General features: G+C 62.2%; 4 protein-coding genes. 2 read left to right on the forward strand and 2 right to left on the reverse strand.

What is annotated here, in order from left to right:
• Window positions 1-2: 2 nt before the first annotated feature.
• Complete coding sequence (locus ASE00_RS22165; protein WP_056383955.1) at window positions 3-3224, forward strand: efflux RND transporter permease subunit; 3222 nt, start codon at window positions 3-5, stop codon at window positions 3222-3224.
• A gap of 45 nt (window positions 3225-3269) precedes the next feature.
• On the opposite strand, the gene ASE00_RS22170 is transcribed toward ASE00_RS22165, so the two are convergent.
• Window positions 3270-4481: a site-specific integrase gene (locus tag ASE00_RS22170; protein ID WP_235538790.1), complete on the reverse strand. Its 1212-nt coding sequence runs from the start codon at window positions 4479-4481 to the stop codon at window positions 3270-3272.
• Between the two features lies 1 nt (window position 4482).
• On the reverse strand, window positions 4483-5730 hold the full coding sequence (locus ASE00_RS22175) for a hypothetical protein (protein ID WP_056383959.1): 1248 nt from the start codon (window positions 5728-5730) through the stop codon (window positions 4483-4485).
• Between the two features lie 292 nt (window positions 5731-6022).
• Here ASE00_RS22175 and ASE00_RS22180 point away from each other — a divergent pair, with 292 nt between their 5' ends.
• Entirely contained in the window at window positions 6023-8992 is a 2970-nt protein-coding gene (locus tag ASE00_RS22180) for a Tn3 family transposase (RefSeq protein WP_056383967.1), read from the forward strand.
• Window positions 8993-9082 lie beyond the last annotated feature (90 nt).

Genomic DNA, 9082 nt, shown 5'->3' on the forward strand with positions numbered 1-9082 from the left:
CCATGATCGAGCGCATTGTGACCTTTTCGGTCGAGCGGCGCTGGTTTGTGCTGCTCGTGACCTTCATCGGCGTGATCATCGGGGGTTGGGCACTCTCCCGCCTGCCGATCGATGCCGTCCCCGATATCACCAACAACCAGGTGCAGGTGAATGTCCGGGCACCTGCCCTCTCGCCCGAGCTCGTCGAAAAACAGGTGGCGTTCCCGATCGAGACAGCGCTCGCCGGCGTGCCCGGCCTTGAATACACGAGATCGCTGAGTCGAAACGGTTTCGCACAAGTGACGGCGGTCTTTTCCGATTCCACGGACATATATTTCGCACGGGCCCAGGTGGCAGAACGGCTGCGCAGCGCCGAGGAGAGCCTCCCCGAGGGGGTCACGCCGGAAATGGGGCCGATCGCCACGGGTCTCGGTGACGTGCTGATGTGGACGGTCCATCTCGCACATCGCAAGGAGGATCGCCACGCGCCCGGTGAGCCCGGCATCCAACCCGACGGCAGCTACATAACGCCCGAGGGCGAGCGGCTTGTCAGCCAGGCCGATCAGGCAACCTATCTGCGGACCGTCCAGGACTGGATCGTCTCACCGCTCCTGAAGAACACGCCAGGATTGGCCGGGATCGACTCAATCGGCGGCTATGTGAAACAGTACCAGGTTGTCCCAGACCTACAGCGCTTGGCAGCCTTGGACCTCAGCCTCAGCGACCTCGCGACTGCGCTCGAAGAGAATAACAGCTCGGTCGGCGCAGGTGTGATCAACCGCAACGGCGAGGGACTGGCCGTTCGTTCCGACGGCCGTCTGCTCAATGCCGACGAACTCGGCCGAACCGTCATCGCCACCAAGGAAGGGATACCGATCCTCCTGAATCAGGTCGCGACCGTTCGTTCCGGGCAGGCTCTGCGGATGGGTTCCGCGTCCGAAAATGGCAGGGAAGTGGTGGTCGGCACCGCCGTCATGCGCATCGGTGAAAACAGCCGGACGGTGGCCTCAAGCGTCAACGCCCGGCTTCAGGAGATCAATGCCTCCTTGCCGAACGACGTCGTCGTACAGCCGGTTCTCGATCGAACGGCCTTGGTGAATTCAACGATCAAGACGGTCGTGAAAAACCTCACAGAGGGTGCACTCCTCGTCATTGTCGTCCTCTTCGTCCTGCTTGGAAACTTTCGTGCGGCATTGATCGCGGCACTCGTCATTCCCATCACGATGCTGCTCACCAGCTTCGGGATGCTGCGAGGCGGTGTTTCGGCCAACCTCATGAGCCTCGGAGCGCTCGACTTCGGCCTCATCGTCGATGGCGCGGTGATCATCGTCGAAAACACCCTTCGACGGATCGCTGAACGCCAACATCACAAGGGGCGCACCCTTGATATTGAGGAACGGCTCTCGACGGTCGCCGCCTCTGCTCGAGAAATGATCCGGCCTTCGGTCTATGGCCAGGCGATCATCATCCTGGTCTATGTGCCGCTGCTGACGCTGAGCGGGGTCGAGGGAAAAACCTTCACGCCGATGGCGCTGACTGTGATCCTAGCCCTCGTCTTCGCCTTCATCCTCTCGCTCACGTTCGTGCCTGCCATGCTCGGTATCTGGCTTTCAAAGCCTGTCGAGGAAAAGGAAGGGCGTGTCATGAGCTGGCTCAAGACCCGCTACGAGCCGGGTCTTAACGCAGCCATGCGGCGGCCCAGTCGCACGCTGGGAATCGGCATCGCGGCGTTTGTCGTGGCGATCGGCAGCTTCGCGACGCTTGGACAGGAATTCCTGCCACAACTCGACGAAGGCGACGTGCTGATCCAAGCCTTTCGCGTGCCCGGTACTTCGGTTGACCAGAGCCAAGCAATGCAGCTCGAGATCGAGAGAGCAATAGCCCGCGAGCCGGAGGTGCGGTTCGTATTTTCAAGGACCGGTACTGCCGAACTTGCCTCGGACCCGATGCCAACGAACGTTTCGGACACGTTCGTGATCCTGAAGCCCCGCAGCGACTGGCCCGATCCGCACCTTGCGAAGTCCGAATTGGTTGAACGTCTTGAGCAGCGGCTCTCGCAGCTTCCCGGCAATGCCTACGAGATCACTCAGCCGATCCAGATGCGGTTCAACGAGCTGATCGCAGGCGTCCGCAGTGACCTTGCGGTGAAAGTGTTCGGTGACGACTTCGAACAGATGGGAGAAACGGCCAACCGCATCGCCGCCGTGCTGCGGAAAGTCGAGGGAGCGACCGATGTCCGCGTCGAACAAACCGAGGGGCTTCCCATGCTAGACGTCACGCCCAATCGCGACGCGATGGCGCGGTTCGGCATCACCGCGCGAGCGCTTCAAGACACGCTCGCAGCGGCCGTTGGTGGGCGCGACGCAGGTATGATCTTTGAGGGCGACCGGCGTTTTGCCGTGACGATCCGATTGGGAGAAGAGGCACGCGCCAATCTCGAGACCTTGGGCCAAGTGCCGGTGCCGACGCCGACGGGAGCCTTTGTTCCGCTCGGCAGCGTTGCGACCATCGCGGTTGTTGATGGTCCCAATCAGATCAGCCGCGACAATGGCAAGCGACGCATTGTGGTCCAAGCGAATGTGCGCGGCCGGGATGTTGCGAGCGTGGTGACCGACGCGCAGGAGAAAATCGCAAGCGATGTTCGACTGCCGGCAGGCACCTATCTCGAATGGGGCGGTCAGTTCGAAAATTTGGCCTCAGCGCGCGATCGGCTTCTGCTCGTGATCCCTGCCTGTTTCGCGCTGATCCTGCTACTGCTCTATGGCGCGCTTGGCAGCGTTAGAGAGGCGGCGATCGTCTTTACCGGCGTACCACTTGCACTGGTGGGCGGGGTATTGGCGCTCGCGCTGCGCGGCATGCCCTTCTCCATCTCGGCTGCCGTCGGCTTCATCGCTCTTTCCGGCATCGCGGTGCTGAACGGCCTGGTGATGGTGACATCGATTCAGGATCTGATGGCGCGCGGTATGGCTCGGGCGCGAGCCGCGCACGAAGGGGCGCTCGCCCGCCTCCGGCCCGTGGTGATGACCGCGCTCGTCGCATCGCTGGGTTTTGTGCCTATGGCGCTCGCGACAGGGCCTGGCGCGGAGGTGCAGAAGCCGCTCGCCACGGTGGTGATCGGCGGACTGCTTTCCGCAACGCTTCTCACACTGTTCGTGTTACCGACGCTCTATGCCAGGTTTGGACGCCGAGAGACGCCGACACCGTCGGCGAAGGACGCACTGGCTGCTGAAGCCGCGCGTCAATAACGAAGAGGGGTGCCGCTCGCCGGCGGCACCCCCTCGTAGTACGCCTCACTTGAGCTTGGCTGCTAGCCGGCCAACCGCGCCGGACTCGGCGGCGAGGTTGCGGTTGTACGCGAGCGGCATGCGCGGACTTTTCCAGCGCAGCGCATCCATGATGCCTGCCAAATCCTCGCCGGCGGCGAACAGGTCCTGGTTGAGCCCGACCCGCGTCGAATGCGCGCTCACGCCTTTTAGCAACCGGGCAAGATCGTCGGCGGTCAGATCCGGCAGAGCACCGCGATCATAAGCGCGCCGGATGATAACGCGGTAGATCGGCCCGATGGAGGCCGGATGGAGCGCGCCCTCGCCCACATCGTATTCAACGCGAGCTGGCACCGCCGGTTTCGGCAGCGTCTTGCGCAGATCCCAGGTCTCGCGCCCTGAAATCGTCTCGATCCGCCTGCCCTTCACCGCCGGTCGAGCCTTGTACCGCCGCACCTGTACGCGCCGGAATAGCGGCCCTCGTTCGATGTGAGCGGCCTTACACCATGCGCGGATCGCGCGCACGCTGCGCGGGCTCAGATAGGCGGTAGCCCCCTCGCCGTCCGGGTCGCCCTTGCTCCGCGGAATTTCGAGCAACCGTGCCTCGGGATCGATCGCTTCGATGATGTGCTCGATCCCGATCGCGACGAGCTCGGACGCACGCAGACCCGTGTCATAGGCCGTCGATAGCAATGCCCGATCACGCAGGCCGGGGAGATCGTCGGCGCAGCTTTCCAGCAGTGCCCGGATATTGAGGCCACGGGCCTGGTCGCGCTCGACGTCCTTGACCGGCCCCTTGAAGCGTAGCGGCCGCGCCTGTTTCTGCGCGGTGCCCACGCGACGTCGGATGGCGGCAAGGCGGAGCTTCACGAGCTGCGCCTGGGTCGGATCCTTGAGTTCGAGCAGCTGATGGACCTTGCCGATCGACGCCTTATAGCGCGCGAGCGAGGCCGGTTTGCTCCCGTTCTCCGCGCGGGCGTCAAGATAGTCCCCGACCGTTTCGGCCGTGGCGGGCAGGGTGGTACGGCCCGCCCTTCGGCACCAGAGATCGAACGCCTCGATATCGCTGGAGAGCGCACGGATGCTGTGGGGCGAGGAGGCGGCCTGGTAGGCGGCAACAAGCTCGCTGTTGACGGTGATGGTCGCACCCGCCTGGAGCTTGGTGATCTCCCAGGCGAGATCCTTCCCCTCAGCCGTGGCGCGGGGCCCGATCACGGCAGGCAGGATGACCTCGGCCATCCTACCGACCCAGCGCCTCGATCTCATCAAGCGTATGCGCCGCGACGCCGTAGATCTCGGCAAGTGCATTGAACGCCGCCACAGCGACGTTGCGGAGGCTGTCCTTGCCGTCCGAGGTCAGCGTTGCATCATATTCGAACGACGGCTCGACGGCCGCAAAGCCTTCATCCCCGAAATCGTACCGCCCCGCCGGCCACCAGGTGCCGTCGAGGCCGGTGATCCCAAGCCGCACATGGATCGGCAGCGAACCGCCATGGGCGAGCGCAAGGGCGCAGTTGCGTTCGAGGAACGACATCCACTGCTTGAAGATGTATCCCGTGGCGACCGTGAGCCGGCCGCTCTTCGGCGTGAACAGAAATTCGTTCGCAATCCCCCAGAACTCGCCGGTTTTCTCGAACCACTGGGTGAGCGCGCCCGTGGGATAGACCCCTTCCTCCGCCGCATCGGGTCGATAGATCATCGCGCCCCCGCGGCTGACGCCGTAGCCAAGCGAGCCCGCATTGCCGATCAGAGCTGGATGCCCCGGATGTTCGGCAATAGACCTTTTTGCGCCCGGCTTTGCCGCCCATTTCGACGGAATAAGACGGGCATAGCCATGGGCTCCGGGTTTCCAGCGAATCTTGCTTGAACCATGGGTGGGGTGGGTGACCGTCTGCTCCGCGCCAGGGTCAAACCATATATCGGTGTCACCCGAGAATGGCGGCTGCCAATGTACGGCCTCAGGCGACGGAGGCGGAAGCGTGTCGAACGCGAGCTTGAGCGCACCAGCAAGCTCCTTGGCGAGCTTGGTGCGGGCCGCACGCAGGGTCGTGGTGTCGGCGCCGATCGGCAGGTCAAAGCTCAGGGGCCCCCGCCGCCCACGCAGGTCGAACGGGAGCTTCTCGACGATCGCGCCTTCAAAGGCGGTGTTCCAAACCTGGATCACGCGGTGCGAGGTCAGTGCCTTGTTGGCATAGCCCATCTCGAGCAGCACATTGGGATTGGCGCACGCCTTGCCGCTGTCGGAGAGCGCGATCGGCGTCACGTCGCCGACGAACACCGCCGCTTCGTCGATCTTGGCGAGGATCGTCGCCACGATGTCGGGCGTGCCCGCAACCCCTTGCGTGTCAGACGTCAGGCTCGGCCGATCGGCCTCCTCGAGTTCGGCCGCAAGGATCGTGATCGCTTCATCGAGCGCAGTGCGGATCACGTCGCGCGTAACGCGGCCGTCGAGATCGCTCTGCCAGGACCAGAAGACCGTTTTTCGCACGCACTCGCCCCCGCATGACCTGCGCGGCCTCATAGCCCATACATTATAGGGGGCACCTCAAGGTTCGTTCGCCAGACAACGCTAAGCCGGAGATGTCTCTGAAACTCTGCAATAACCTTTTTGCATGCCTGCCCCATTGCGCGGCTAGGGGGCACCTCAAGGTTCGTTCGCCAGACAACGCTAAGCCGGAGATGTCTCTGAAACTCTGCAATAACCTTTTTGCATGCCTGCCCCATTGCGCGGGTCTAGCCTGACCGATTGGGGGGTCATTCCGACTCAGGCGGGGTACAACATGGCGCGGCGCAATTTACTGACGCGGGAAGAGCGCGAGCGGCTATTCCTACCAAGAACCGACCACTTCTCGATCATCAGGAACTACACGCTGACGGTCGAAGACCTGGATATCATCGGAAAGCGACGAGGCCCCGTTAATCGGCTCGGTATTGCTGCTCACCTTGCCTTACTGCGGCATCCTGGGTTTGGGCTGCGCACGAACTCGGACATCCCCGATGCTATACTCAACTACCTGTCTGCGCAGCTTGGCGTCGCTCCGGGCACATACGGTGCCTATGGCCAACGTCCGCAAACGCGAACCGACCACAGCTCAATTGCCGCTGATTACCTCGGTCTTAGGCCGTTCACACGCGCGGATGTTGCCCACGCTATTGAACTTGCAGCCCGTGCAGCCATGCGCAGTGACCGCGGAGAAACAATTGCCAGATCCTTGATGGATAACCTGAAGGCGGAGCGCTTTATTCTGCCCCTGCCCGACACCCTCGAGCGGGCCGGGCTTGCCGGGAGAGCACGCGCTCGTAAGCGCGCAGCATCGGAAATCGTCGCCGAACTGGGCGGCAGTACATTGGAGTTGCTCGACGCACTCCTGATCAATGACCCAGCCCTTGGTATGACGCCGCTGGCTTGGTTGCGGGATATGCCCGGATCTCCGTCAACCAAGAACATGAATGCGCTTCTCAAGCGGCTGCGGTTCATACGTGATCTCGGGATTGAACCGGCAATCAGCCTAGCAACCACGGGCTTCCGCTTTGGCCAATTCGTGCGCGAGGGCAGCGTCGCTCCGCCGTTTCTGTTGGCCGACTATTCCCACAATCGCCGCAGAGCGACGCTGGCAGCCGCGGTCGTCAATCTCGAGGTCAAGCTTGCAGATGCCGCAATCCTGATGTTCGAGCGCCTCATTGGCGGGCTGTTCACCCGAGCCAAGCGTGGCCAGGAACGCCGCTATCAGGACACAGCACCTTCGGTCGGCAAGCTCATGCGACTGTTTGGTGCAACGATCGCGGCGCTGGATATGGCAGAGGAAACTGGCGGCGATCCGCTGGTCCTGGTCGATGAGATGGTGGGCTGGCATCGCCTGATGGCAGCCCGTCCGCACGTCGATGCCTTGGCGGATCTCGCTCAGGAGGACACTCTGGTTCTTGCAACCGAGCGATACGCTACACTGCGCCGGTTCTCCCGCAACTTCCTCGACACATTCACGTTCAAGGCCTCGGGCAGCGGGACCAACCTGCTCTCCGCTCTCGATCTCCTCAAGCAGGCCAACGGCAGTTGGGGTACGCAGTTGCCAGCAAACCCGCCGATGCCCTTTTCCAATCGGCATTGGTCCAAATTGATAATGGAGGGAGGAAAGGTCAGCCGTCCGCGCTACGAGACGGCCGTGCTGGCGACACTTCGAGATAAACTGCGAGCGGGCGATGTCTGGGTCGAAGGAACGCGGGCTTACCAGCGTTTCGACGCCTATCTGCTCCCCCGCAAGGCCGCACAATCGGCAATCTCCGAACTGCCGATCAACGTGAATTCCGGAGAATATCTGGCTCATAAGAGCGCCGAACTTGATCGGCGATTGCGTCACTTCGCGCATCAGCTGCGGACCGGCCGCTTGCCTGGCGTGACGCTCGTTCGCGAAAAGCTGAAAGTCGTTCCGCTGCAAGCGGCGACTCCACCAGAAGCGGAAGCTCTTGACCGCAAACTCGATGCCCTACTCCCGCGCGTCCGAATTACCGAACTCCTGCTCGAAGTCGCTGAACGTACCGGATTTCTCTCTGCATTTCGGGATGTCCGCTCGGGCAAGGAGCACGATAAGCCCGCTGCCGTGCTCGCCGCCATTCTGGCGGATGGTACGAATCTCGGCGTCGAACGCATGGCCAACGCCAGCCAGGGCGTCACATATGCGCAGCTCGCCTGGACCCAGAACTGGTATATCTCGCCCGAGAACTACGAGGCTGCTCTGGCCCAGATTGTGCGCGAACATCACCGCCTCCCGTTCGCGCGAAACTGGGGCGAAGGTGTCAGTGCATCATCCGACGGCCAGTTCTTCCGCACCGGCCGGATCCGATCGGGCGCAGCCGAGATCAACGCAAAATACGGTCACGAGCCAGGTATCAAAATTTACTCGCACCTTTCCGACCATTTTGCCTCGTTCAGTTCGCGCGTCATGTCTGCCACCGCAAACGAAGCCCCATACGTGCTCGACGGCCTGATGCTAGGGGCCCGCGAATTGCCACTGAAGGAGCTGTATACCGATACCGGCGGTGCGTCGGATCACGTCTTTGGCCTGTGCCACCTGCTCGGGTTCCGTTTCGTCCCTCGAATGCGTGATCTTGCAGACCGGCGGCTCGGAACCATCGTATCCGGTGCAAACTACAAAGGCATCGAATGTCTGTTCGGCCAGGCGATCAAGGTCGGCACCATTGAGGCAGAGTGGGATGATCTCGTCCGAATGGCCGCCTCAATTCGGGAAGGAACTGTTGCTCCATCTATCATCCTGCGCAAGCTTTCCGCCTATCGCCGGCAGAACAAGCTTGACCTTGCCCTTCGCGAACTTGGCCGCATCGAGCGGACGTTGTTCACGCTCGACTGGCTGGAACAGCCGGATTTGCGCCGCGCCTGCCAAGCCGGATTGAACAAGGGAGAGGCCCGGCACGCTCTGGTAGACGCCGTCTACACCAACCGCCAGGGCCGGTTCACCGATCGAACTCTTGAGAACCAGCAATACCGCGCATCTGGGCTCAACTTGCTCATCGCCGCCATTGCATACTGGAATGCCCTCTATCTCGGCCGGGCCGCCGATCACCTGCGGTACTCGGGAATTGAGATCGACGAAACACTGCTAGCGCACGTCTCACCTCTGGGTTGGTCGCATATCGGCCTCACAGGTGACTACCTTTGGGAAGATGCATCTTTCAGCGGCAACCGCGGGTACCGAGCACTCCACGACCCGAACGGCAGACTTCGGCTCGTCGCCTAGGATGTTCTCAGTATTTCCAGCTTAGCGTTGTCTGGCGAACAAATCTTGAGGTGAGGCCTACATGGTTGTGAAAAGCGTCATAATGTCCGA

Source organism: Sphingomonas sp. Root710, assembly GCF_001429065.1.
Lineage (GTDB): Bacteria > Pseudomonadota > Alphaproteobacteria > Sphingomonadales > Sphingomonadaceae > Rhizorhabdus.

Excerpts from the sequence above, each read along its gene's own strand:
- ASE00_RS22170 (WP_235538790.1), bottom strand. The coding sequence starts at position 4,481 with ATGGCCGAGGTCATCCTGCCTGCCGTGATCGGGCCCCGCGCCACGGCT.
- ASE00_RS22165 (WP_056383955.1), top strand. The coding sequence starts at position 3 with ATGATCGAGCGCATTGTGACCTTTTCGGTCGAGCGGCGCTGGTTTGTG.
- ASE00_RS22180 (WP_056383967.1), top strand. The coding sequence starts at position 6,023 with ATGGCGCGGCGCAATTTACTGACGCGGGAAGAGCGCGAGCGGCTATTC.